This is a genomic window from Actinomadura sp. 9N215, assembly GCF_044326345.1.
GTDB lineage: Bacteria > Actinomycetota > Actinomycetes > Streptosporangiales > Streptosporangiaceae > Spirillospora.
This window is the reverse complement of record NZ_JBIRBA010000015.1, coordinates 201,737-225,280: the sequence shown is the minus strand read 5'-3', so window position 1 is coordinate 225,280 and position 23,544 is coordinate 201,737. Positions and strand designations below refer to the sequence as shown.

The following is a 23,544-nucleotide window of genomic DNA, read 5'->3' as shown; positions in this document are numbered from 1 at the left end:
AGGTCAGGTCGTTCCATGGTTCTTGGCGCCGGTGATACTTGCGGATGGTTGTGGCGTGAACGACAGTCGATCACCGACAATGGTCGGCGTGAGCGATCTTCCCCGCCGCGCGGTGACGCGGTCAGCAAAGCTGGCGTCCCTCCCCATCGGCTTCGCGGGGCGCACCGCGCTCGGCATGGGGAAGCGGACGTTCGGCCGCCCGGCCGAGACCGTGGCGATGGAGATCCAGACGCGGACCGCCGAGCAGCTGTTCAAGGTGCTCGGCGAGCTCAAGGGCGGGGCGATGAAGCTCGGCCAGATGCTGTCGATCTTCGAGGCGGCGCTGCCGCCGGAGATCGCGGGCCCGTACCGCGCCACGCTGACCAGGCTGCAGGAGGCCGCTCCCCCGCTGCCGGCCGGCACCGTCCACAAGGTCCTCGCCGAGTTCCTCGGGGACGACTGGCGCGACTACTTCGAGTCGTTCGACGACCAGCCCGCCGCGGCCGCGTCCATCGGGCAGGTGCACCGGGCCGTCTGGCACGACGGCCGGCACGTCGCCGTCAAGGTGCAGTATCCGGGCGCCGGGAAGGCGCTGATCAGCGACTTCAACCAGCTCGCCCGCCTCGGCCGGCTGTTCGGCGTGCTCATGCCCGGACTGGACGTCAAGTCGATGCTCGCGGAGCTGAAGGAGCGGGTGGTCGAGGAGCTCGACTACACGATCGAGGCCGAATCACAGATGATCTTCCGGGACGCCTACGAGAACGACCCCGACTTCTACGTCCCCGAGGTCATCGCGCAGAACGGCGACATCCTGATCAGCGAGTGGATGGACGGCACCCTCCTCTCGAAGATCATCAGCGAGGGCGACCAGGAGACCCGGAACCACGCGGCCCTGCTCTACTGCCGTTTCCTGCTCTCCGGCCCGAAACGGTGCGGGATGCTGCACGGCGACCCGCACCCCGGCAATTTCCGGCTGCTGGCGGACGGCCGGCTCGGCGTCCTCGACTTCGGCGCCGTCGACCGCATTCCCGGCGGCTTCCAGCGGCGGCTCGGCCTGCTGCTGCGCATCGGCACGATGGCCGACATCGACGAGATCGAGGACGCGCTGCGCCGCGAGGACTTCATCCGCGAGGGCGTGGAGATCGACGCCGACTCGCTGCAGGCGTTCCTCGCGCCGATCACCGAGCCGTTCGTCACCGAGACGTTCAAGTTCAGCCGCGAATGGCTCCGCGACATGGCCGCGAGGGTCACGGACCTGCGTCCCGGCAATGTGGTCCGGCAGCTCAACCTGCCGCCCCAGTATGTGATCATCCACCGGGTGCTTTCGGCGGGCACGGGCGTGCTCTGCCAGCTGGAATGCGAGATCCCGGCCCGCGCCGAGTCACTGAGGTGGGTCCCCGGTTTCGCCGACGACGAGGACGGCGAGCTCATCTCAGGCTGACCGGTCAACCGAGCCGCCGAGAAAACCCGGGCGCCGAGAAGACCGGAGCGCCGGAAAGACCGAAGCGCCGGAAAGGCTGAGCGGGGCCTCGCGCATTGATGGCACGCGCGAGGCCCCGCTTTTCGCGCGTCCGAGTGAGTGGGCCACCGGGACGCGCTCCAGACACCCGCCGGGAGGCGCACTCGTCCGCCAAACCATCCAAGAAGGGCGGGGCGGCGGCCTGCGACCAGTGCGGGCTTTCTAGGACTTTCCATTAGTGACGGCCTTTTCAGGCGCGCCATCGAGTTCAATTCCGGTGTTGTGGGTTCGAAGTCTGCGTGAACGTTTCGCCGGTCCCCGCGGAAGCGGTCGGCGCGAGCAGGACGCGCCGCACCCGCGAGGCCCTCGTCTGCGCGTCGCGGCGCGCGCGCCGCAGCACGCGCAGCCGGACGGCCAGCTCGCCGGGCAGGTCCGGCGGCCGGACGGCCGGGTTCGCTCCGGCGTCCGCGGCCCGGAGGCGCGGTCCCCGCACGGGGGCCGCGCCTCCGGGGTCGACGGGAGCCGGGGTCGCCGGCATCAGACGGTCACTTCGTCGGGCCGCGGGTGCTTGCGCGGGCGGCCACGCGGCCGCTTGCGCGGAACGATCACACCGCGGACGAACAGCTCGCCGCCCCAGACGCCCCAGGGCTCCTTGCGCTCAAGCGCGCCGGCGAGGCACTCCTTCAGGAGCGGGCACTCCAGGCACAGGGCCTTGGCGAGCTCGACATCGGCGGGAGCCTCGGCGAAGAACAGCTCCGGGTCGGTCCGGCACGGAAGAGTGAGGTCCTCCTCGCTTACTGCGAGTGCCCCCTGCATCACAGTCACCCTTGTTCCTCTCGTTGGATCTCAACGGGCGTGTCGGTGGGTTGTCTGGGCAAATAAGAAGGCCGCGGATCCGGTGTCTGGATCCGCGGCCTGGGGGCTTGCCGGTGTGGTGCTAAACCGGTGGCCTCCAGGGATACGGACCCGACACGTCACCCTTGACGGTGACGCCCACGTGGGCCGTGGCCGGAGCCTGGACGTTCATGCCTTCGAGAAGGTGGTCGAAGACAGTCCGCCCCTGGTCCTGGATTCGCTGGTCGACGCGCAGATCACGCAGATTGACGCGCAGATCGCGCAGGTTCAGGCCGCGCATGCCGCGCGGGTCGCGCGGTCGCGGGCCGGACGTCTCCGCATAGGCGGCTGGGACGCCGGGAATCGAGGCGCCAGGGCATGCGGCGGTCCAGGACGACGCGGATTTGAACAACGTGCTGCTCACCGGACTGCACACCACCTTCCTGGCTCCTCGGGCCTCGCCGTCGGATCGATGATCCGCGCCAGCGGGCCGGCTGATTGTTCGCGTTCGAGCGTACGGGGCTTCCGCCGAATCAAGCAAGGCATTTTTGACCTGCGGTTTTGTGGTTGACTTTCACCCTTTTCCCGGAGAACCTTCGGCGCCTGGCGAGCGTCCCGGACTCCCGGGAGTCCCATACGAAACGATCATCCTACACATACCACTCCGGGTCCACCCCGGAAGATCAGGTCTCTGGTTCGGGGCGTGGTGCGACGCGGATGAGGCCCTCCTGCATGACGGACACGACCAGTTCGCCCGACCTGGTGAACACCTGGCCGCGGGCGAGGCCGCGGGCTCCGCCGGCGAACGGCGTGTCCTGGTAGTACAGCAGCCAGTCGTCGGCGCGGAACGGCCGGTGGAACCACATCGCGTGGTCGAGGCTGGCGCCCATCGTCCGATTGTCGCCCCAGGTGAGCCCGTGGTTGAGCAGGACTGTGTCGAGCAGCGTCATGTCCGACGCGTACGTCATCAGGCACACGTGCAGCAGCGGGTCGTCGGGGAGTTCGCCGTCCACTTTCAGCCAGACCTTCGACTCCGGGGTGACGAGCGACGGGTCCTGCGCCGCCTCCCAGGACAGCGGTGTCGCGTGCCGGATGTCGAACGGCCGCCGGGTGACGAACTCACGCGCGGCAGCCTCGCCGAACAGCGGCGTCATGCGCGTCAGGCCGTCCGGCAGCGTCTCGGGGGCGGGCGCGTCGGGCATCGCGGCCTGGTGGACGGGCCCGTCCTCGACGATCTGGAACGACGCCGACAACGAGAAGATCGCCTTGCCGTGCTGGATCGCCAGGACGCGCCGCGTGGTGAAGGACCGTCCGTCCCGGACCCGGTCGACGGTGTACACGATCGGGACGAGCGGGTCGCCGGGCCGGATGAAGTAGGCGTGCAGGGAGTGCACGGGCCGGTTCACCGGGACGGTGCGCCCGGCGGCGACGAGTGCCTGACCGGCCACCTGGCCGCCGAAGACCCGCTGCCTGCGCTCGTCGGACGTGCGGCCGCGGAAGATGTCGGTCTCGATCTGTTCGAGGTCCAGCAGGTCAAGCAGCGCCTTCAACGATTCCTTCACGGCGGCCAGTCTTCCGTATCCACCTGCGTGATCAGGATCTCACTTCACACCCCCCGGCCCGCCGCCGCTCAGCAGCCGCAGAGGGTCAGGACGGCCTCGCCGTAGCGGTCGAGTTTCACCTTGCCGACGCCGGGGATCCGGGCGAGTTCCTCCATCGATTCGGGGCTGTGCTCGGCGATCGCCTGGAGCGTCGCGTCCGTGAACACGACGTAGGCGGGGACCTTCTGCTCCGCCGACACCTGCGTGCGCCATTCCTTCAAGGCGATGAGCAGCTCCTCGTTGAGCTCGGACGGGCAGTCTTCGCAGCGGCCGAGTTTGCGTTCGACGGCGGCGGTCAGCGGGCGCCCGCACACCCGGCACGGCTGCGGGCCCTTGGCGGCGCGGCGTTTCGTCCGGTCGGCGCGGGCCGGGGTGTGCGTGGCGGTCTTGCCCGTCAGGCCGGTCAGGAAGCGGGACGGGCGGCGGTGCCGCGCCCCGCCCGGCGACCGCGACAGCGCCCACGACAGCGACAGGTGGACGCGCGCCCGCGTGACCCCGACGTACAGCAGCCGCCGCTCCTCCTCGATCTGCGCGGGCGTCTCCGCGTAGATGATCGGGAGGGTTCCGTCGACGAGGCCCACGAGGAACACGGCGTCCCACTCCAGGCCCTTGGCGGCGTGCAGCGACGCCAGCGTGACGCCCTCCAGCGGCGGCGCGTGCTGCGCGGCGGCGCGCTCCTCCAGTTCGGTGACGAAGTCGGTGAGGGCGGCCTTCGGGTCGTCGGCGGCCATGTCCTCGGCGAGCTGTGCCAGCGCGGCGAGCGACTCCCAGCGCGCGCGCGCCGCGCCCGCACCCTCGGGCGGTTGGTCGGAGAACCCGGCGCCGGACAGGACGTGCCGGACGGTCAGTATCAACCCCGTCCCGTCGTTTTCGGCGTCGGCGCCCGCACGGGTCGCGGCGCGCAGCATGATCACCGCCTGCCGCACTTCCGGCCGCTCGAAGAACCGCTCGGCGCCGCGCAGCACGTAGGGGACGCCCGCCGCCGCCAGCGCCGCCTCGTACGTCTCGGACTGCGCGTTGATCCGGTACAGGATCGCGATCTCCCGCGCCGGGACGCCCTCGTCGATGAGCTTGCGGGCCCGCCGCGCCGCGTCGTCGGCCTCGGCGACCTCGTCGTCGTACTCGTTGAACATCGGGTCGGGCCCGGACTCGCGCTGCGCCACCAGCTCCATCCGGTGCCGCCCGCTCTTCGCCTGCCCGATCACCCCGTTCGCCAGCCGGACGACCTGCGGCGTCGACCGGTAGTCGCGGACGAGCTGCACGACCTTCGCGTCCGGATGCTCGCGGGTGAAGTCGAGCAGGTGCGACGGGGACGCGCCGGTGAACGAGTAGATCGTCTGGTTCGGGTCGCCGACGACGCACAGGTCGTCGCGGTCGCCGAGCCAGGTGTCGAGGAGCATCTTCTGCAGGGGGTTGACGTCCTGGAACTCGTCCACGACGAAGTGCCGGTACTGCTCGCGGACCTGGTTGGCGACCTCGCGGTGCTCGGTGAGGACGGCCGCGGTCAGCTCCAGCATCCCCTCGAAGTCGAGCAGGTTGCGTTCGCGTCTGAGCTGCTCGTACATCGCGTAGACGCGGGCCACGTCGACGACCTCGGCGGGCGCGCGGCGGCCGGCCTTGACGGCGGCGGCCGGGTAGTCCTCGGGGCGGTGCTGTGTGACCTTCGCCCATTCGATCTCGCTCGCGACGTCGCGCAGCTCCGTCCGTCCGAGCGACAGGCGGCACGCCCGCGCCGCGTCCGCCACCAGCGCGATCTTCGACTCGATGATCTTGGGTGGTTCGCCGCCGACGACCCGCGGCCAGAAGTAGGTGAGCTGGCGCAGCGCGGCGGCGTGGAACGTCCGCGCCTGGACGCCCGGCGCGCCGAGCAGCCGGAGCCGGCTCCGCAGCTCCCCCGCCGCCCGCGTGGTGAACGTCACGGCGAGCACCCGCTGCGGGGACATCACGCCGGTCAGCGTCGCGTACGCGATGCGGTGCGTGATGGCCCTGGTCTTGCCCGTCCCGGCGCCCGCGAGCACGCACACCGGCCCCTGCACCGCCTCGGCGACCGCCCGCTGTTCGGGGTCGAGTCCCTCCAGCACCGCCTCAGTCGACATCCCCCCATACTCGCAGCCCGCCCCACCCGTATCGGCAATACCTCCACCTGTGGACAAGCAGGAATGCGGAACCCCTGTCTACTGTTCTCCGGTAGGCGAATCGGACGAGCGAAGAGGGAGACGACGCAGCGATGGCGACGCCGACGACCGACCGGGCCAAGGACCCGACCGGCCAGCTCACCATGTACACCACGTCCTGGTGCGGCTTCTGCCGGCGCCTCAAGAGCCAGCTCGCGCGCGACGGCATCGAGATGGTCGAGGTCGACATCGAGCGCGACCCGGCCGCCGCCGACTTCGTCATGAGCGTCAACGGCGGAAACCAGACCGTCCCGACGATCTTGTACCCCGACGGCACGGCCGCCACGAACCCGAGCGCCAAGGAAGTGCGGCGCCGCCTGGCGGAGATCGCGAAGACTCACTGACCATGCGGACGGCCCGCTGACCCATCGGGTCGGCGGGCTTTTCCTCGCCCCGCGCGCGTGCGTCAGAACGGCTGCATGTGCGGGAGGTCGCCGCCGTACCAGCGCATGATGAGCTGGGCGGCGATGGAGAGCGGGCCCGGTGCGACGAGGTCGCCGGCGTCGATGGCGGCGCGGAGTTCGTCGCGGGTGTACCAGGCGGCGTCGAGGATCTCCTCCGGGTCGGGGCGCAGCGGGACGTCGCCGTCCGTCCTGGCGGTGAAGCCGAGCATGAGGCTCTGCGGCAGCGGCCACGGCTGGCTGCCGAGGTAGCGGACGTCCCGGACGGGCAGCCCGACCTCCTCCTCCACCTCCCGCGCGACGGCCTGTTCGAGGGATTCGCCCGGTTCGACGAAACCCGCGAGGATCGAGCGGCGGTCCTCGGGCCACTGCGGGCCGCGGGCCAGCAGGATCCGGTCGGCGTCGTCGGTCACCAGCATGATCACGGCGGGGTCGACGCGCGGGAAGTGCTGGGAGCCGTCCTCGGGGCAGACGCGCATGTGCCCGCCGGACGCCACCCGCGTCTCGGCGCCGCAGCGCGGGCAGTGCCGGTGGGTCCTGTGCCAGTGCTCCAGGGCCACGACGTGCGTGATCAGGCCGGAGTCGCGGTCGCCGAGGAGCGCGCCGACGCGCCGCAGCCCGGCCGGTTGCGTGCCCTCGATGGCGGGCAGCGGACCGGACGTCCCGAAGTACACGGCGCCGGACTCGTCCTCGCCGAGGAGCCAGCGGTCGCCGTCCGGCGCCTGCTCCGGCGGGACGAGGACGAGCGCGGGGCTCGGCTCGTACGTCACGAGGGACCGGCCGTCCTGGACGACGACGACGCGGGTGTCCGGGTTCGTCCAGGCGGCGTCCAGCCAGGCGTCGTCGCGGCGCTTCAGCGCGACCCGGTCGAGCGTTCCGCGCGAGAGCGCCAGCCACTCCAGGGGAGCGTCGTTCACCATCCGTCACGTCCCCCGATCATTCGGACACCCCTCGGCCTTCGGTCACCGGTCTCGGTCTTCGGTCACAGGTCGGTGCTGCGGGCTGCTCCTGGGAGCATCGTCCACCTTGTCCTCCTCCGGCGCCCGCGACCGTTCAGCGCAGCGCGACCGTTCAGCGCAGCGCGGCCGCGAGTTCTTCCCACAGGTACACGGCGGCTTCGGCGCCCTTGAGGAGCAGCGGTATCTCGACCTTCTCGTTCGGTGCGTGGATGCGGTCGCCGTTCAGCCCGACCGCGACGAAGATCAGCGGCGCTTCGAGGATGTCGGCGAGGTCGGCTTCGGGGCCGCTGCCGCCTTCGCGGGTGAACAGCACCTCGGTGCCGAACGCCCGTTCCATGGCGCGGCGCGCGGCCTTGACGCCGGCTGAGTCGATCGGCGAGAAGCAAGGCCGGACGCCGCTGCCCCGGACGCGCACCTCTGACTCGACACCAGGCGGGGTTTGCTCGGCCACCCACGCCTCGAACGCCATCTGCACTTTGCGGGGGTCCTGTCCGGCGACGAGCCGGAACGAGACCTTGGCGTGCGCGTCGCTTGGCACGATGGTCTTTCCGCCGGGGCCGGTGTGCCCGCCCCACATGCCGTTGATCTCGGCGGTAGGTCGCGCCCAGATGCGTTCGAGGGTGGTGTAGCCCTTCTCGCCGTGGGCGGCGCGGCTGTCGCCCGCGGTGCGCAGCCACTGGTCCTCGTCGAACGGGAGGCGTGCGAACAGTGTCCGCTCCTCGTCCGTCAGCGGGACGACGTCGTCGTAGAAGCCGGGGAGGGTGACGCGGCCGTCGGCGTCGTGGAGCGCGGCGAGCAATTTCGCCATCGCCTGGAGCGGGTTGGGCACCGCGCCGCCGAACGAGCCTGAATGCAGGTCGCGCGACGGGCCGCGCAGCGTGACCTCGGCCTCGGTGAGCCCGCGCATGCCGGTGCACATCGACGGGACGTCCGCGGCCCACATGGTCGTGTCGCTGATGACGACGGCGTCGCAGGCGAGCCGGTCCCGATGGGATCGGAGCAATTCCGCGAAATGCACCGACCCTGATTCCTCTTCGCCCTCGACGAGCAGCTTGATCGTCACGGGCGGGGCCTGCCGGCCGGACGCGGCGAGCCCCGCGCGGATCCCGAGCGTGTGGAAGAAGATCTGCCCCTTGTCGTCGGACGTGCCGCGCCCGATGAGCCGGTCACCCTCCTCCACGGGTTCGAAGGGGTCGGTGTGCCATTCGTCCAGGGGCTCGACGGGCTGGACGTCGTGGTGCCCGTACACGACGACCGCCGGGGCGCCGGGGTCTTCGGCGGGCCATTCGGCGTACACGGCGGGAAGGCCGGGGGTCTCCCAGATCTCGACGGTCGGGAAACCCTGGCCGCGCAGGTAGTCGGCGAGCCAGTCGGCCGACCTCCGTACGTCCCCGACGTGCGCCGGGTCCCCGGAGATGGACGGGATCGCCAGCCAGTCCTTGAGGTCCGCGACGAACCGGTCTCGGCCGGCCTGGATGTACGCCGCTACATCGTTCACCTGCATGCCCCTTCACATGTCGTACCGGAGGCCGCACTCCTCGTGGGAGCGGAAGCAGTGGGGTGCCAAGAACTGCTCCAGCGTCTCACAGCCGCGGCCCTACGCCGCCTCAGCAATTCCACAGCAATTCCACCCCCGAGACACCGTCAGCCGCTAGAAGCCCCGGAGTGTCGCTGGGCGCTAGGAGGGGGTTGTGTTGAGGAGCATAAGTTCTGTGCGGAGGTTGTTGCGTGCGCGTTGTTCGTAACGTTCGTGGGCGATGGGCGTGTGGAAGAGTTTCGGTAGCGCGAGCAAGGCGTTGAGCACTTCGGCGCGTCCGGCACGGAAGAGCTCTTCGGGGACGAACGCGTACTCCTCGCGGACGGCGGCGGCATAGGCGGCGTATTGGGCGGGTTCTGAGCCGAGGATGGCGAGGTCGGCGTCGCACAGCACCTGGCCGTCGCGGTCGTCTTCTGCCGGAGCGTGCGTGGCGGTCAGTTCGACGAGGCGGACGACCTGCTCGACGTCCGGCGCGGGGAGGTCGGTGTCGGCGAGCATGCGGGCGGCGAGGCGGGCGCTGCGCTCCTCGTTGTCGGCGCGTTCGGGGTCGTAGACGGCGTCGTGGAACCAGGCCGCGAGGCGGACGGTGTCGGGCGCGGCGGCGTGCTCGGCGAGCTCGTCCACAAGGTCGAGGACGGCGGTGAGATGCTCGCGCGTGTGGTAGCGACGATGCGGCTCGCCATAGCGATGGTCCAGCTCCGTCCCGATATGCCGGGTGTGAGGTCCGGCGAGCGCGACCCACCGGTCGACTAGATCCATGGCCTCATCTTGGCGGATCGGCCCAGGGGGGACACGCGATGTCACCGTCCTTGCCCACGCGGACCAGCCCCGCCACTATGGTGGCTTCGAGTTAGGCAAGCCTTACCTCACCGAGCATTCCGTCGCATTGACCGCGTTACCTCACTGACTGCCTTGGCCCACGCACTGGAAAGGCCGATCCGTGGCCGCCTCTGTCTACCTGGCCGCCGGGAAGGCGACCGACTCGGTGACGCACGGCTTCCTGCCCGCCGCCGCCCGCCTGGCCCTGGACGTGACGCTCCTCACCGACCGGCCGCCAGCCCATGCCGGGACGCACGACGGACCGATCGTCGAATGCGACGTCACCGACTTCCGGGAAATCGTCGCGGCGGTCGGCGACGAGCCCGCGGCCATCTTCTCCAACAGCGACTTCCTGCAGGCGCCCACCGCGTTGGCCGCCTCCTACTTCGGGCTTCCTGCCAAGGAATGGCGGGCGGCGACCCGTGCGAAGAACAAAGCCCTCATGCGCCGCCACCTGGCGTCCATCGACCCGGTCTTCTCGGCGGACGCCCGGCATGTGCCGCCGGACGCGCCGTATCCGCTCGTCCTGAAGCCGCGTGAGGGCGTCGCCAGCGAGGACGTGTTCCTCGTCCAGGACGCCCTGGAACTGGCCACGCGCGTCGACGAGATCGCCGCGCGCCGGGACGACCCGCTGGTGGCCGAGGAATACCTCCCTGGCCGTCTCCACACTCTCGAAACGCTCGGTGATGGACGGGAGCTGCGCGTCCTCGGCTCGTTCCGGACGACGCTCTCTCCGCCGCCCTTCTTCGTCGAAGAGCGCCTTGAGTGGGCTGCCCCGCCGCCAGAAACTCCGCAGATTCTTGAGCAGCTCCACGCATTGGGCATCGGTTTCGGGGCTTGCCATACGGAGTTCGTCGTCCACGAGGGACGCGCGCGCATCATCGAAGTCAACTACAGGCTGATCGGCGACCACTGTGACTTTCTCTTAGCCGATCTACTGGGCATGCCGCTGTTCGAGCAGATCCTGACCGTCCACCTAGGCGGACGTCTCGACGACTGGCACGGCGCCGGTGAACGGCACGCCATCGCAGAGCCGGTCATCGCCGACCGGTCCGGCACGCTGACAGCCGCCCCCGGCTCACTTCGGCTGGACTACGGCCCAGTGCGGCTCGCCTACCGCCCTCAGCGCGCCGTAGGAGACGCCGTCGCCGTCACCCGCACGAACCGCGACTACTTGGGCACCGTCCGCGCCATCGGCCCCGGGCCGGACGAGGTGAACGCCGCCTTGGCGCGTTTCCGCGCCGCCCACGACTGGACGATCACGTGACCGGCAGCACCACCCCCGGCTTCGCAAGCGTGGGCGACCATGTGAACGGCTCTGACGTCGAGGCCTCGTTGGCGGCCCGGATTCTGGACGCGCTCCTACGCGAGAACTACGCGGGCCTACGTCGCTTCATCGAACAGACGACTTTGCGGCTTCCGCACCGTCCTGTGCGTCTTCTGCATGCACGGCCCGCGTTCCTGTCAGACCTCGTCGTGGATCCGGCGCAGAACCTCAGGCTGAGCGACGTCTTCACCGCCGTCCACGCCCTGGCGGACCCGCGCGACGACACGGCCGCGTTCGAGCGGGAGTGCCTGGACGCGCTGGCGACGATCAAGCTCCATCTCGACGCGCGGCCGGCGGTGCACCGGCGGCTGGCGCGCCTACCGGACGAGCTGCGCACCGGCCCCGGGACGTTCTACGAGACGCTCGCCGCCTACAACGACCACCCGGTACATCCGACCGGCAGGAGCCGCGCCGGGCTGTCCATGGCCGATCTGAGCCGCTACGCGCCCGAATTCGCGCCTTCGTTCCCGCTGCGCTGGGCGGCGGTGCGGGACCCGGCGCTCGTCGGGACGCTGCCGGATTGGTGGCCGACCCCCGGCGACGTGGGCCTGCCCCCGGACGGCGGCGGCCTGGCCGCACGCGGCGGTTCGGCCTCGGGCGGTGATTTGCCGTCGGGCGGTGGCGTTCTGTTTCCCGTCCATCCGCTGGCGGCGCCGCAAGTGCGCGATCATCCCGGCGCGGTCCTTGCCCCTGACCCGTACCTCCAGGTCAGCCCCACCCTCTCGATGCGGACCGTGGCCGCCGCGCCGCTCGACCACCTGAAGATGCCGCTGCCGACCGCCACGCTGGGCCTCCGCAACCGCCGCACGATCATGCCCGGCACGCTTCCGGACGGCGCGCTCGTCGAACGCCTCCTCCGCGACGTCCTGCGACAGGAGCATGGGCTTCCCGTCCTGCTCGCCGACGAGCAGACCTACGGCCACGCGCAAGACCCTCTCCTGGGCTATCTGGTGCGGCGTTTCCCACCCGAAACCGCACGCGCGCACATTGTTCCGATAGCGGCACTGCTGGCGGGCGCCCCCGACAGCGGTCATGTAGTCGAACGCTGGGACGTCGAGCCTCTCTTCGACGCATACCTGTCGGCGCTGTTCTCCTGGAACGTCACGCTGTTCCGGTACGGCATCGCCCTAGAGGCGCACCAGCAGAACGTTGCGCTGGTCTTGGACGACGCCCCGCCCCGGCTCCTGGTCAAGGACAACGATGGTGCGCTCATCAACACGTCCAGGCTCCGTGAGCGCCTGACCCCGTCCCCCGGCGCGGACCCGCGCGACCTCATCGACCGCCGCATGACGACCGGCGACGACGAGGCCCTCGCCCGCGTCTTCGTGACCATCACGCTGCACCTGTGCGCCGCGGCCCCCGCGCTCGGCCTGGCCGAGCGCGGCCTGCTCCCCTGGCGCACCGGGCGCACGCTGATCCGCGAGCGGCTGGACGAGGCGCTCGGTCCGGGCGACGCGTTCCTGCGCTCCCGCACGCTGGACGCCGGCACCCTGCCGGGCAAGGCCATGGTCACCGCCGGAACCCTCGTCGACAAGGCCAGGACAGGCGCGGCCGACATCAACAAGCACTACGGCCCACCGGGACCCAACTACCTACTGGACGCGACGTGCCCGTGACCGGACCCGCACCGACCGACCACGCCGCCCTACCCACTGGATGCGACGTGCCCATCGCACAACCCGAATCCCCCGACCACACCGCACCGCTGCGTTCGACGACCGTCTCCGCCGACGACACCACCTCCACCGCGCTGCTCAACTGCCTGATCCGGGAGGTGTGCGCACCCGAGCAGCAGGTCTGGCCGGACGGCGCCCATCTCGTCGCCCGCCTTCCCCGTGCCGGAGTCGTGCTGCGCACGGGCCTCGCCCGTCCACCGGTGGGCGCGACCTACCGGCTGGCGCCACCGTACGAAGAGCGGGATGGGGACGGCTGGATCCGCGCCTCCTGGGGCAGGCTGGCGAACCTGGTGGCCGGTGAACTGGAACTGGCGACCGGCCGTCCGAACCCGGAATTCCTCATCCAGGTGGACGACAGCCACACCGCGCTGGAGGCCATAGCCGCCGCACGGCGCGAACCTTCGCACAACCCCTACGTCAGCCCTTCGCACAGCCCGTACATCGACTCTGAGCAATCTCTGGTGGCGGGTCACCGTTTCCACCCGTCGCCGAAGTCCCGCCAGGGTTCGCCGACCGACTGGCTGCGGTACGCGCCAGAGGCCAGGGCCCGTTTCCGTCCGCTGTGGCTGGCCGTCCCCGAACACCTCATCGCGGAAGAAGGAACGCCTGAAGCGTTCACAGCCTTGGAGACCTACGGGCCTCGCATTCCGCATGGCCGCAAACTGATTCCCGTCCACCCCTGGCAGTTCTCCCTACTGGCGGACAATCCCCTCCTACAGGAGGCCCTGGAGCGGGGGCTGCTGCTCAACCTTGGTCCGTCTGACGCCGAAGCGGTGCCGACGTCGTCCGTCCGTACGGCGTACCTGCCCGACGCCGACGTGTTCTGCAAGTTCAGCCTGGACGTGCGCATCACCAACTGCGTCCGCAAGAACGCCTGGTACGAGCTGGCCAGCGCGATAGCCCTGAACGACCTGCTGCCGCCAATTTTCAGAAAGCTGAACTCCACGCTCCTCACAGAGCCCGCGTACCGCAGCATCACTCTCGCCGACCGCCGCCTGTACGAGGGCCTGGGCGTGATCCTGCGGGAGGGCATCAAATCCCTTCCCGGTACACCGCTTCTTGCGGGCGCCCTAGCCGACCCCTACAGCTCGACCCTTGCCGACTTGCCCGCCCTTGCGACCCCGGACAGCGCCCAAGCCTGGTGGGACGCGTACGTGGCCCACGTAGCACCGCCGGTCCTGAGCGCTTACCTCGACCACGGCATCGTCTTGGAACCCCATCTTCAAAACGTCCTCATCTGCTTGGACGATGAAGGCATGCCCGTCCACACCGCATTCCGAGACCTGGAAGGCACGAAGCTCACCGCAGGCCGCTGGGACCTGACGCATCTACCGCTCCGCGTCGCGGAAAGCCTCACCTACGCGCCCGAGCGGGGCTGGAACCGTGTCAGCTATTGCCTCCTCGTCAACCATCTGACCGAGATCGCTGCCGCGATAGCCGACCTGCATCCGCTTCTGGAGAAAACGCTGTGGCGAACGGCGAGAGAACACTTCACCGTCCATGACCGGCATCCCGAGATAAGGGCCTTGCTGGCCGGAGTGCCGCTCCCCGCGAAGGCGAACCTGAGGACGCGCTGGTCACGCACGGCCGACCGCGGCGCGACCTATGTCACGGTCCCCAACCCGCTCGCCGCGCCCCGCCCGCTATGAAGGAATACGCCCTCAGCCTCGACAGGTATCCGGCCTACATCTACGACCTCGCGGGCCTGGAATCGCACATCAAGTCCATTCGCGCCGCGCTCGGCTCAACGGAGCTCTTCTATGCCGCGAAGGCCAATCCCGACGCCGAGATCCTTCGCACTATCGCGCCCCATGTGGACGGCGTGGAGGTCTCGTCCGGCGGCGAACTCACCCACGTCCGGGAAACCCTGCCCAGGACCCGCATAGCCTTCGGCGGCCCCGGCAAGACAACCCAAGAGCTGTCTCTGGCGCTCCACGCCGACCGAATCCACGTGGAAAGCCCAAGCGAACTGACTCGCCTCGCCGCCCAGGGCTTCGCGAACATCCTCCTCCGCGCGAACCTGCCCCTCAGCACACCGGACGCGGCCCTGACCATGAGCGGCCCATTCGGCATGGACGAAGACACCCTCAATGAATGCGCCTACCTGCTGACGGACAATCCGCAACTCACCCTTCGCGGCATCCACGCCCACCTGGCCTCGGGCCTGGACGCCCCCACCATGCTCGACCTGGCCGACCAGATAACCGAATGGGCGCTTCCCTGGCTCAAGGCCCAAGGGGTGAACAATCCCGAACTGAACGTGGGCGGCGGCATGGCCGTCGACTACACGTCCCCCGGGACGCGCTTCGACTGGCACGCCTACGGAGCGGGCCTGGGCCTCATTCCCGCGAAAGTCCGCATAGAACCCGGCCGCGCCATAACCGCCTACCACGGCTGGTACGTCACCGACGTCCTGGACGTGAAAACGACCCGCGGCGAGACCTACGTAATCCTGCGCGGCGGCACCCACCACCTGCGAACCCCGGTGACGAAAGGCCACGATCAACCATTTGAGGCCCTCACGACGAATGGCCCTGGAAGCCCGGCCACCCTGGTGGGCCAGCTATGCACCCCCAAGGACGTCTTCGCGCGCAACGTCCTCGTCCCGCCGCTGATCCCGGGTGACGTCATCGCGTTCACCATGGCTGGTGCCTACGCCTGGAACATCTCCCACCACGACTTTCTCATGCACCCAAAACCAGCATTCCACTACATCCGTTGAACGGGTGTGTCGTCGCCAGGGTGAATGATCGACACGATCTGTAGCGCCGAATCCCCAAGCGTCCGATCTCCTTCGATCCGAGCGCGCCCAACGGCATGGGCGGGCGTGATGCCGCGGGTGCACAGCCGCCAAGCCGTGTCCGCGTCGAGTTCGATAAGCGCGTCAGTCCGGTCAAATGTCTCTCGCCGCAGCGCCCACCGCTCACTCCCGTTACTCCCGCGAATGCAGGCCCAGCCGCCGAATCCGGTGATGACGACCTGGACGACGGCACCTTCCGGCGCGGGAACGTCCCGCATGGTGTACGGCAACGCCCGCATGAACGTGTCGAGGACGGGTTCGAGATAGCGCGGTTCCGTGAGCCCGGCCCGTCCGGTGGCGTCGCAGATCTGCTGGTGATGCGTCCAGTACTCGCTGAAGTCGCGTGCGGCGTCCAGCCACACCGGATGCGATTCAGGACCGGCCCAGCTGACGGAACCGCCAATGGCGTCCATATCGACGCCCTGCCAATACTCCACGACCTGCTCCCCGACGGCCGAGAGCAGATCGACGAGGAGCAGCGGACTGATACGCCGCGCCGCCGTCACCCACTCATCATTGATGCGGTCGATGAACCTTGGAAACGCCTCGTCTGCCCGGGGCCGCAATGCCACGAAACCATCACGCAACATGGACAAACGGCCGACGTGGTCGCCGAGCACATGGGCGGCGATGTCCCGGACGTCCCATCCCGGGCAGACGGTGGGCCGCGTCCATTCATCGTCCCCGAGACCGCGCAGCAATTCGACGAAATGGGCCTGCTGTTCCGCGAACAGCGACCTCACATCGATGGGCGGGCCGAGCCAGGCGGCGGTCATCCGCGCGGGGAGCCGTGCCAGCGCCAGGACGTGAGGCGCGGACGGCCGGACAGTTCTCCACGACCGGTGGCCCACAGCAGAGTCGGCCACGGATCGGTGTCGCGCGGGGCGTCCGGGAAGAGGCGCCAGAGCACTCGCGCGCACAATCCGGCGGGCGGCTCCCACGCCAGGCCGAGGCCTTCCGCCAGGTCATGGGTGTGGACGAGGGTCTCCACGATGCCCATCGCGGCGAACCCCTCCGGATCCGACGCCCCGAACCCATGATGGGCACGGACGTCCGGCCGGGTGACCCGCACCATGGCGACGAGCATCGCGCCGCACGCCTCCAGCACCTGCAAAAGCCCGGCGGGCCCGGCCTCACGATTCGCGTGAACGGCGTTCGCGGGCCCGCCTGGCCTCCGGCTCTCCCACACGAACGGCACCTCGCCGTCCATCGGCGGCGCCTTCGGCCCCAGTTGCGCCGCATACGCGAAAAGGTCGTCGCTCAGATGCTCGACCGTTTCCCAGCAGTCCCATTCGAGGGTCCCGGCTTTGGCTTCCCAGGCGTCCGGAGACGCCTTCCGCAATGTGGCGACGGCGAGCTGAACGGCCGTGTCGAGGTCGTCCGCGGTAACGGCATCAGATGAGCGCGGCATGGCCCGACACTACCCACCCGGCCCGCATACCGAGACCCACCGCCTCCCTGCCGTCGGGCGGACGGCCGAACACGACCTGCCGACGCGGGCCAATTATGTTGCGGAAAGGCGGGTATGCCGTATCCCGGGACTCGTCCGCGCGGGCGGGCCGACCGCGGATCCAGGGTCTTCGGAGGAGAGACGCCGTGCCGCTGCTCGACCGGATGCGTGGTTTCGCGAGCCATGGACTGCGGGCGACCCGGGCCGTACGCGACATCGGCGTCATGCATCCGGTAAGACCGGACAGGGCCGTGCGCCTGCTGTTTCCGTACCTGCGCTTCGGGCCCGTCCCCGCGACGATCGGAGCGATGTCGGCACTGCGATTTCCCGGCCGGACGGCGCTGATCGACGAACGCGGAACGCTGTCGTATCGGGACCTTGAGCAGCGAGCAGCGCGGCTCGCCACCGCGCTCCGCGACCGCGCGGACAGCGGAAGAGTCGGGGTTCTGTGCCGCAATCATCGAGGGTTCGTCGAAACGGTTCTCGCCGCGTCGCGCCTAGGCAATGACGTGGTGCTGCTCAACGCGGATTTCTCCGCCCCACAACTGGGCGAGGTCGCCGAACGTGAAGGCATCACGCTGCTCGTTCACGATGAGGAATTCGCCCCGGCCGTCGACGAGGTCCGGATTCACCGGACACCGCCTCCTCGCCTGGACGGACGCCGACCCACGCAAAGCGACTGCGCCGCATGACGCCATCGATGCGCTGATAGACGACACGCCACCGGAGCCGATCAGGCCAGGCCGAACCAGCCGCGTCATCGCCATGACCTCGGGAACCACCGGAACACCGAAGGGCGCGACGCACGACCTGTCGATTTCGTCATTACTGCCAGTGGCACTCAGCCATCTCATGCGGGTTCCGATCCGGACGGGCGCGCCCATGGTGATCGCACCGCCGTTGTTCCACATCCTGGGTTTCGCATATGCGACGGTCGGGCTCGGCATGGGCATGCCGCTCGTCCTGTCCCGCCGTTTCGACGCGCGGAAGACACTCGAATCGATCGCCGCGTGCGAGGCGGAGGCGCTGGTGGCGGTGCCCGTGATGCTCCAGCGCGTCCTTGACCTGGAGGAATCACCGAGGACGCCGTCCCTCCGCGTCGTCGTATGCGGCGGTTCGGCGCTTCATCCCCACCTGTCGGACGCGTTCATGGACAGGTTCGGCGATGTCCTCATCAACGTGTACGGCGCGACGGAGACGGGCTGGGCCACGATCGCGACCCCCGACGACCTGAGAAATGCCCCCGGGACGGTGGGAAAGCCGTCCTTCCGCCTCACCATCAAGATTCTGGACGAGAACGGACGTGAATTGCCCCCCGGCGAGACCGGCGAGATCTACACCGGCGGCGGCCTGCGATTCGCCGGATACACGGGCGGCGGAGGCAAACAGGTGCGGGACGGCCTGACGAGCACCGGCGATCTCGGGCATTTCGATGCGGCGGGACGGCTGTTCATCGACGGACGCGCCGACGACATGATCGTCTCAGGCGGGGAGAACGTGTTCCCCGGCGAGGTCGAGAGCCTGCTCGGCGCCCATCCGGACGTCGCCGAGGTCTCGGTGACCGGCGTGGACGACGAGAGATTCGGCCAGCGGCTCGCCGCGCGCATCGTCCGCCGTCCCGGATCGCAGATCACCGAGGACGACATCAAGGCATATGTGAAGAAGCGTTTGGCCAGGTACAAGGTCCCGCGAGAGGTCAGGTTCGTCGAGGAACTCCCGCGGACCAGCACCGGCAAGGTAAAGGCGAACGCCCCGAACGACTAGCCGCGCGATGGTCAGGCGGCGCCGGCGCGGTTCTTCGCGGCCATGCAGATGCGGGCGAGGTCGTTGAGCGCGTCGGCGCGGCGCTCGTCCAGGGAACGGCGGTCGCCCGGACCGGCCTCGGCGAGGGTGTCGATGACCAGGGAGAACACGGGCCATTCGGCGGGGCCGATGGCGCCCTGGAAGTCGACGCCGTCCTCAAGGTCGTCCACGTCGAGGTTGCGGGCGAAGGTGGCGAGGGCGGCCTCGGCCGCGACGACGCCGATGCGCATCGCCAGCGCGGCCGGTTCGCGTTCGAGGGAGCGCACATTCTTAGAACCCATGTTCGACAACATAAACCACGGGGAGGACAATCGTCGAACGTTTGAGCGAACCGGTAAGGCCGATGGCCCGGTCCGGGGGCCGATCCGGCGGCCGGGGTGCGGCGCGCTAACCGGCTATCGCCTGCTGGAAGAGGTACGTGTGCGTGAAATGCAGGACGCCGTCCGGCCTGCTCGGACGCATCCCGGTCGCGGGCCCGCCCGCCAGCTCGTCGTCCAGCTCCCGCCTGATCCGCGCGGCGACGTCGTCCGGCGTCCGCGAGAGTTCGAGCCACGGGTCGAGCGGACGGACGTGGTCGAACCGCTCCGCGCGCTTCACCTCCGCGCCCGCCGCCGTGACGAGGTCCGTGACCTGCGATTCGGTGAGCGCGGCGCCGTGCGAGGGGTCGCGGAGCCGCTCGATCCGGTCGGGGTCGCCCTCCAGATCGTCCGGACGGACCAGATCGGCGATGATCAGCGCGGCGCCCGGCCGGCTGACCCGGACCATCTCCGCCACGACGGCCGCCGGGTCGGCGACCTGGTGCAGCGAGAACCGGGTGACGACGAGCGTGAACGAGCGGTCGACGTAGGGCAGCGCGGTGGCGTCGCCGCGCGTGAAGGTGACGTTCGTGAGGCCCGCGTGGTCGGCGTCGCGTTTCCCTTCGGCGAGCATCGCGGGCGTGAGGTCGAGGGCGGTCACGTGGCGGACGCGGGCGGCGATCGCGCGGGAGACGATCCCGGTGCCGGCGGCGACCTCCAGCACGACGTCCTCAAGGTCGATCTCCGGTTCCATGAACCGGACGAGCCGGTCCAGGTCGCGGGTGAACGCGACGTTCAACCTCGGGTCGGCGAACCCGGCCGCCTGCTTGGAGAACTCCCGTACGACCTTGTCGTCATGCGTCACCGTCACGTCGCCTCCTCGGATGGTTGCCCGGATCATCCCCGAAACCACGCAAGGTGAACAGGGGGTGGGTGAGACTCGTCACGGCCTAGGCGGCGGGGACGGATTCCAGAAGCGCGGCCAGGCCCCGGGCGTCCAGCAGGTCCGCCGGGCGGACGGTGACGTTGGCGCTGACGTAGTGGAATGCCGCGCTGACCTGGCCGACGTCCACCCCGGCGAGCTCCGCCCACGCCATCCGGTAGGCGGCGAGCTGCACCGACGCGAACCGGGCCTCCTCCCCGGACGGCGGCGAGCCGGTCTTCCAGTCGACGATCTCGTAGCCGCCGCCGTCCGACCGGAAGACGGCGTCCATGCGGCCGCGGATCAGCCGGTCGCCGATGATCGTCTCGAACGGCACCTCGATGTCGAGCGGCTCCCGCGACGCCCATTCGGACTCCTCGAAACGGTCGCGCAGCCGCGCGAGCTGCGCGTCGTCGGCGGCGCCCTCGTCGGCCGCGCCGGGGAGCTCGTCCGGGTCGAGGAGGCGCTGCTGGCCCCAGCGGCCCTCAAGCCAGGCGTGGAACGCGGTGCCGCGCCGCACGTAGGGGGCGGGCGGACGCGGCATCGGGCGGCGGATCTGCCTGGCCAGCGCGGCCGGGTCGCGGGCCAGCGACACCAGCGACGACACCGAAAGGTGCGCGGGCAGTTCGACGAGCAGCCCGTCGCCGCCGCGTCCCCGGTCCCGCTCGGCGAGGAGGAGTTCGACGTCGCGCGCCCAGGCGGTCATGCGGGCGCGGTCGGCGTCGGACAGCCCGGAGTGCCCGGCCCAGTGCCGCGTCCGTCCGGCCACCTCGTCCTCGACCATGCGGGCGGCCTCGACCACGGCCTCGTACCGTTCGCGGGCCGTGACGTCGGAGCCGCCGCGGTCGCCGGGCGCGACGGGCCACTGCGCCGCGTCGGGGTCGGCGAGCAGCGGGTTGGCGGTCCCCTCCTCCGGCGGGTCGGCCCACACGGTGACGGACCCGGCGCCCGCCGCGCACACCGCGCGTATCTCGTCCAGGAACGGCGAAGGCCCGAGCGGACGCCCCGACGACCCCCACCAGTAACCCGTGGCGATGAGCAGGCTGGACGCGCGCGTCACCGCGACATAGGCGAGCCGCCGCTCCTCGCGCAGGTCGCGCTCGGCGCACGCTTCGTCGAACGCCGCGAGGTCGTCTTTCTCCAGCCCGTTCAGTGGCGGCAGGTCGGCGCGGTCGCCGCGCAGCATGAACGGTAGGACGCGGGGATTCGCCGTCCAGCGGGTGGCGTTCTGCGGTGGCGAAGGGAAAATCGACCCCTTCGCCGGTGCGCCGTTCTTCTGCGGGACGTAGGACAAGCCGGGAACGACGACGACCGGCCATTCCAGCCCTTTGGACGCGTGGACGGTGAGCAGTTTGACGCTGTTGGTCTCTCCGACCCGTCCGGCCTCCAGCCCGAACTCCTCCGTCTCGGCGGCCTTGAGGTAGGCGAGGAACGCGCCGAGCGTGGGATCTTCGGCGTCGCCCGCGAACGTGGCGGCGGCGTCGATGAAGGCGTCCAGGTCGGCGCGGGCGGTGACGGGGTCGAGCCCGGAGCGCGCGGCGACCTCGATGTCGAGCCCGAGCGCGCGTTCCACCTCGCTGACGAGGTCGGGCAGCGGCAGGCCGACCTGGCCGCGGAGCGTGCGCAGCTCGTCGCGGAGGCGCCGGAGGCGTCCGTGGCCTTCCGGGGAGTACGCGTCGGGCGGGCCGAGGTCGTCGAGCGCGTCGACGAGGCTCCCGGTCTCCTGGTTCAGCTCGCTGACGAGCTGCCGCAGCGGATCCTCCCCAGACTCGCCGGATTCGCTGGTTTCGCCGGGCTGGCTGGTTTCGTCCGGCGGAGTCTCCTGCGGCTCGGGCGGCTCGGGCCTCTCCGGCGGGGTGACGTCGCGGGCGGAATCCTGGGCGAGGGTGCGGGCTCGCCGTCCGAGGGCGACGAGGTCGCGCGGGCCGAGCCGCCAGCGCGGGCCGGTGAGCAGCCGGGCGAGGGACGCCCCCGCCGTCGGGTCGTGCATGACCCGCATCGTGGCGACGACGTCCTGCACCTCGGGGACGGTGAGCAGCCCGCCGAGCCCGACGACCTCGACCGGGATGCCGCGCGCCTCCAGCGCCCGCCTGATCAGCGGGAACTGCGACCGTTTCCGCGCGAGGACGGCGATGTCGGAGTACTCCAGCCCTTCGCCGGCGTGCGGGCCGCCGTCGGGGGCCGCTTCGGGGCCGGCGGCCATGAGGGCGGCGACGCGTTCGGCGACGCGTTCGGCCTCGTCCTCGACGGTGTCGAACAGCGCGCATTCGACGCGTCCGCGCCCCTCCCGCCCGGCGCCGGGGATGAGGCGCGGCACGGCCTTCGTCTCCGCCCGCAGCTCCTCCTGGATCTTGGCGGCCGCGTCCAGGATCTGCTCGCCGTTCCGGAACGACCGGCTGAGCTGGACGACCGGCGCGGGCGTGAGACGTCCTCCGGCGATCCCGGCCTGCAAGGGGAAGTCGTACGCGAACCGCAGCAGGTTCCCGGCGCTCGCGCCGCGCCACCCGTAGATGGACTGGCACGGGTCGCCCACCGCCGTCACCGGATGCCCGCCGGTGAACAGCGACTTCAGCAGGACGAGCTGCGCCTGCGACGTGTCCTGGTACTCGTCCAGCAGGACGACGGAGAACCGCGACCGCTCGATCATCCCGACCTCGAGATGCCTGTAGGCGATCCGCGCCGCCAGCGCCATCTGGTCGCCGTGGTCGATGACCTCCCGGTCGGCCTTCGCGCGCCCGTACGCCTCGATCAGCGGCAGGAGCTGCTCCCGGACGGCCTGCTTGGCGAGGATGTCGCGCTGCGCCTTGAGCGGTTTCTTCAGTGTGGCGAACCGCTCGTCCAGCCAGGTCCCGACCTTGCGGACGTCCTCGGCCGTCCGCAGATGCTCCGACAGGTCGCCGGACAGTTCCATGATGGCCTTCGTCACGGTGTCGGGCTGCCATTCGATGCGGTCCATCGGCCCGTGGTAGGCGTCGACGACGCGCGAGCAGATCTGCCAGGCCACGGCCGGGGAGATCAGCCGCATCGTCGGTTCGAGCGCTTCGCGCAGCGCGTGGTCGCCGAACAGCCGGGCGGCGTACGCGTGGTACGTCGACACCATCGGCTCGCCGTCGAACAGGGCCTCGCCGCCGAGCCGTTCCAGCTCGTCGCCGGGCAGCACCTCGCGCAGCTTTTCGAGGCGTTTCCGCACGCGGACGCCCAGCTCGGCGGCGGCCTTGCGCGTGAACGTGAGGCCGAGCACGCGTTCCGGCCGGACGAACCCGTTCGCGACCAGCCACACCACGCGCGCGGCCATCGTCTCGCTCTTGCCGGACCCGGCGCCCGCGATCACCGCCATGGGCGCCATCGGCGCCTCGATCACCCGGGCCTGCTCCTCCGTCGGCTCCGGGATCTCCAGCAGCCGGGCCAGCTCTCCCGGCGTGATCACCCCACTCCCCCCGAGCTACGCGTCAACGTGCCCGCCCTCGGCAGGGCGGACGGATCAGCAGGAGCGTACAGAATCCGCCG

At 70.2% G+C, this 23,544-nt stretch carries 21 protein-coding genes; 8 read left to right on the top strand and 13 right to left on the bottom strand.

Annotated features, from left to right (window positions below; all coding sequences use genetic code 11):
* Window positions 1-88 precede the first annotated feature (88 nt).
* Window positions 89-1,420 (top strand): ABC1 kinase family protein, encoded by a 1,332-nt coding sequence (locus ACH34T_RS24850; protein WP_396023312.1) that lies wholly within the window; start codon window positions 89-91, stop codon window positions 1,418-1,420.
* Window positions 1,421-1,706: 286 nt separating this feature from the next.
* Here the strand turns inward: ACH34T_RS24850 and ACH34T_RS24845 are convergent, their stop codons facing one another.
* The 5 genes from ACH34T_RS24845 to ACH34T_RS24825 form a co-directional block, all read right to left on the bottom strand.
* Window positions 1,707-1,931 (bottom strand): hypothetical protein, encoded by a 225-nt coding sequence (locus tag ACH34T_RS24845; protein ID WP_396023311.1) that lies wholly within the window; start codon window positions 1,929-1,931, stop codon window positions 1,707-1,709.
* Window positions 1,932-1,975: 44 nt separating this feature from the next.
* A complete protein-coding gene (locus tag ACH34T_RS24840; protein ID WP_395957199.1) occupies window positions 1,976-2,254 on the bottom strand; it encodes a WhiB family transcriptional regulator in 279 nt (92 codons plus the stop codon).
* Window positions 2,255-2,375: 121 nt separating this feature from the next.
* Complete coding sequence (locus ACH34T_RS24835) at window positions 2,376-2,696, bottom strand: hypothetical protein (protein ID WP_396023310.1); 321 nt, start codon at window positions 2,694-2,696, stop codon at window positions 2,376-2,378.
* Between the two features lie 259 nt (window positions 2,697-2,955).
* Window positions 2,956-3,834 carry an acyl-CoA thioesterase II gene (tesB, locus tag ACH34T_RS24830; RefSeq protein ID WP_396023309.1) on the bottom strand — a complete coding sequence of 293 codons (879 nt, stop codon included), beginning with the start codon at window positions 3,832-3,834 and terminating at the stop codon, window positions 2,956-2,958.
* A 68-nt stretch (window positions 3,835-3,902) separates the two neighbouring features.
* On the bottom strand, window positions 3,903-5,969 hold the full coding sequence (locus ACH34T_RS24825) for an ATP-dependent DNA helicase UvrD2 (protein ID WP_396023308.1): 2,067 nt from the start codon (window positions 5,967-5,969) through the stop codon (window positions 3,903-3,905).
* A 131-nt stretch (window positions 5,970-6,100) separates the two neighbouring features.
* Here ACH34T_RS24825 and ACH34T_RS24820 point away from each other — a divergent pair, with 131 nt between their 5' ends.
* A complete protein-coding gene (locus ACH34T_RS24820; RefSeq protein WP_396023307.1) occupies window positions 6,101-6,391 on the top strand; it encodes a mycoredoxin in 291 nt (96 codons plus the stop codon).
* Window positions 6,392-6,453: 62 nt separating this feature from the next.
* On the opposite strand, the gene nudC is transcribed toward ACH34T_RS24820, so the two are convergent.
* The 3 genes from nudC to ACH34T_RS24805 form a co-directional block, all read right to left on the bottom strand.
* Complete coding sequence (gene nudC / locus ACH34T_RS24815) at window positions 6,454-7,368, bottom strand: NAD(+) diphosphatase (RefSeq protein ID WP_396023306.1); 915 nt, start codon at window positions 7,366-7,368, stop codon at window positions 6,454-6,456.
* 151 nt (window positions 7,369-7,519) lie between these two features.
* The gene (locus tag ACH34T_RS24810; RefSeq protein ID WP_396023305.1) at window positions 7,520-8,911 is read right to left on the bottom strand and encodes a dipeptidase; all 1,392 of its coding nucleotides are present in this window, start codon (window positions 8,909-8,911) and stop codon (window positions 7,520-7,522) included.
* A gap of 174 nt (window positions 8,912-9,085) precedes the next feature.
* Window positions 9,086-9,703, bottom strand: coding sequence for an HD domain-containing protein (locus ACH34T_RS24805; RefSeq protein WP_396023304.1), 618 nt, complete (start codon window positions 9,701-9,703; stop codon window positions 9,086-9,088).
* A gap of 181 nt (window positions 9,704-9,884) precedes the next feature.
* Here ACH34T_RS24805 and ACH34T_RS24800 point away from each other — a divergent pair, with 181 nt between their 5' ends.
* Genes ACH34T_RS24800 through ACH34T_RS24785 form a run of 4 tightly spaced genes read left to right on the top strand, consistent with a single transcriptional unit; the run spans window position 9,885 to window position 15,488 of the window.
* Window positions 9,885-11,030: a siderophore biosynthesis protein gene (locus tag ACH34T_RS24800; protein ID WP_396023303.1), complete on the top strand. Its 1,146-nt coding sequence runs from the start codon at window positions 9,885-9,887 to the stop codon at window positions 11,028-11,030.
* A complete protein-coding gene (locus tag ACH34T_RS24795; protein WP_396023302.1) occupies window positions 11,027-12,706 on the top strand; it encodes an IucA/IucC family protein in 1,680 nt (559 codons plus the stop codon). The genes ACH34T_RS24800 and ACH34T_RS24795 overlap by 4 nt, the downstream gene beginning before the upstream one ends.
* Window positions 12,707-12,753: 47 nt before the next feature.
* On the top strand, window positions 12,754-14,415 hold the full coding sequence (locus ACH34T_RS24790) for an IucA/IucC family protein (RefSeq protein WP_396023301.1): 1,662 nt from the start codon (window positions 12,754-12,756) through the stop codon (window positions 14,413-14,415).
* The gene (locus tag ACH34T_RS24785; RefSeq protein ID WP_396023300.1) at window positions 14,412-15,488 is read left to right on the top strand and encodes an alanine racemase; all 1,077 of its coding nucleotides are present in this window, start codon (window positions 14,412-14,414) and stop codon (window positions 15,486-15,488) included. The genes ACH34T_RS24790 and ACH34T_RS24785 overlap by 4 nt, the downstream gene beginning before the upstream one ends.
* Here ACH34T_RS24785 and ACH34T_RS24780 read toward each other — a convergent pair.
* A complete protein-coding gene (locus tag ACH34T_RS24780) occupies window positions 15,476-16,342 on the bottom strand; it encodes a maleylpyruvate isomerase family mycothiol-dependent enzyme (protein ID WP_396023299.1) in 867 nt (288 codons plus the stop codon). The two genes, ACH34T_RS24785 and ACH34T_RS24780, sit on opposite strands and share 13 nt — an antisense overlap.
* Window positions 16,339-16,977, bottom strand: coding sequence for a hypothetical protein (locus ACH34T_RS24775; RefSeq protein ID WP_396023298.1), 639 nt, complete (start codon window positions 16,975-16,977; stop codon window positions 16,339-16,341). The genes ACH34T_RS24780 and ACH34T_RS24775 overlap by 4 nt, the downstream gene beginning before the upstream one ends.
* 185 nt (window positions 16,978-17,162) lie before the next feature.
* Here ACH34T_RS24775 and ACH34T_RS24770 point away from each other — a divergent pair, with 185 nt between their 5' ends.
* Together ACH34T_RS24770 and ACH34T_RS24765 are read left to right on the top strand one after the other, a co-directional pair.
* Window positions 17,163-17,708, top strand: a complete 546-nt coding sequence (locus ACH34T_RS24770; RefSeq protein ID WP_396023297.1) for an AMP-binding protein — start codon at window positions 17,163-17,165, stop codon at window positions 17,706-17,708.
* Window positions 17,608-18,780: an AMP-binding protein gene (locus tag ACH34T_RS24765; RefSeq protein WP_396023296.1), complete on the top strand. Its 1,173-nt coding sequence runs from the start codon at window positions 17,608-17,610 to the stop codon at window positions 18,778-18,780. The genes ACH34T_RS24770 and ACH34T_RS24765 overlap by 101 nt, the downstream gene beginning before the upstream one ends.
* A gap of 11 nt (window positions 18,781-18,791) precedes the next feature.
* Here the strand turns inward: ACH34T_RS24765 and ACH34T_RS24760 are convergent, their stop codons facing one another.
* The 3 genes from ACH34T_RS24760 to ACH34T_RS24750 form a co-directional block, all read right to left on the bottom strand.
* Window positions 18,792-19,100, bottom strand: a complete 309-nt coding sequence (locus ACH34T_RS24760; protein WP_396023295.1) for a hypothetical protein — start codon at window positions 19,098-19,100, stop codon at window positions 18,792-18,794.
* A 106-nt stretch (window positions 19,101-19,206) separates the two neighbouring features.
* Window positions 19,207-19,986, bottom strand: coding sequence for a class I SAM-dependent methyltransferase (locus ACH34T_RS24755; RefSeq protein ID WP_396023294.1), 780 nt, complete (start codon window positions 19,984-19,986; stop codon window positions 19,207-19,209).
* A 79-nt stretch (window positions 19,987-20,065) separates the two neighbouring features.
* Complete coding sequence (locus ACH34T_RS24750) at window positions 20,066-23,464, bottom strand: ATP-dependent helicase (protein ID WP_396023293.1); 3,399 nt, start codon at window positions 23,462-23,464, stop codon at window positions 20,066-20,068.
* Window positions 23,465-23,544: the final 80 nt, after the last annotated feature.